The organism is Bacillus sp. TL12, from assembly GCF_022625245.1.
In the GTDB taxonomy this organism is placed as follows: domain Bacteria; phylum Bacillota; class Bacilli; order Bacillales; family Bacillaceae_G; genus Bacillus_A.
In genome coordinates this window covers 1-1,408 of sequence record NZ_JAJJBY010000149.1, presented here as the reverse complement: position 1 = coordinate 1,408, position 1,408 = coordinate 1, and the positions used below count along the sequence as shown (strand labels likewise).

General features: G+C 35.6%; 1 protein-coding gene and 1 pseudogene. One reads left to right on the top strand and one right to left on the bottom strand.

What is annotated here, in order from left to right:
* A pseudogene (locus LOK41_RS28130) lies at window positions 1-84 on the top strand (IS6 family transposase); the annotation flags it as partial.
* A gap of 75 nt (window positions 85-159) precedes the next feature.
* Here the strand turns inward: LOK41_RS28130 and LOK41_RS28125 are convergent.
* Window positions 160-1,408 (bottom strand): aromatic amino acid transport family protein (locus tag LOK41_RS28125; protein ID WP_241819373.1); only part of this gene is annotated, 1,249 nt, incomplete at its 5' end.

Here is a 1,408-nt window from a genome sequence, read left to right as displayed (position 1 = left end):
AAAAAAGGACAAACTCTCCAAGGTGAGAAGTCTGTCCAAAAACAGATATATCTTATCCATGATCTCTTTGGTTTAACAACATAAAATTCAACTCCGCTAGGAATCTTTCGTTCTTTTTTCATATCCCACTATTTTTGCATCAGAACTAACAATAGTGAATTAGAATAATGATTTAATACTTGCTAGGACAGTAAGTACACCTACAACAATGACAAATACATTGCTCATTTTCCCTCTGTATTTAGCTAGTACTGGTACTTTACGAATCGCATACATTGGTAATAGACATAAGATAGCAGCAACTAACGGACCGCTAAGTGCATCAATGAGTCCAAGAATACTTGGATTTGTATAAGCAACATACCAGCATGTTAACACGACAAAAGTAAGGATCATTGTTTTAACTGTTTTTTCTTCTATATCTTTTCCACGTGTTTTACCGAACTTGATAATCATATCACGCATTACCTCATATGCTCCTATATAATGGCCAAGGAACGACTTTGTTATGGCCACAAAAGCAATGATAGGAGCTGCAATAGTGATTACTGGCGAATTAAGCTCATTAGCAAGATATGATAGGATTGACAAGTTCTGTTCTTTTGCCATCATAAGATCATTGGGAGTCAAACTCAGTGCACTGCTCCAAACAAAGAACATAACAACAACGAATGTCATGATATAACAAACTTTTTGTATTTGAGCACATTTGGCATCAGTAGCCTCTATTCCATAGGTAGCCCTCTGCTTCATAACAAATGACGAAATAAGAGGAGAATGATTAAATGAGAATACTATGATTGGTAGTATCATCCATATTGTTCCGAAATATCCTGTTCCTGTTGAAGCAGAAGAAACACTTGAAAAACTAAGCATTGACGTATTCCACTGTGGAATCAAAGATATTGCGATAAAAAGTAGAGAAGCTATGAAAGGATATACTAGCATGCTCATTATTTTTACAGTGATATCTTGACCGAAATTTAGTATAGCTATAAGGCCGAGTACTAATACAAGTGATAAAATAGCCCTTGGAGGCTCTTTCATGTGCAATTGATTCACGATAAAACTACTTGCAGTATTTGTAAGTGCAACCGAATACATCAGTACGATTGTATAAATTGAGCTGAAATATACTATGTTAAAAATTAGACTTGCCTTATTTCCGAAATATTCTCTTATTGTACCTGTAATCCCCTCATCAGCAGAATTGGAAGCGTATATCATTTTAGCAAGCGCCCTGTGTGAATAATACATAACAGGATATGCAAGTAGGGTAATTAACAGTAATGATAATAAACCACCTGAACCTGCATTAATAGGTAAAAAGAGTACTCCTGCTCCAATTGCTGTTCCAAAAAGGCTCAATGCCCAGGTAGTATCCTGTTTATGCCACTTTTTAGGATCT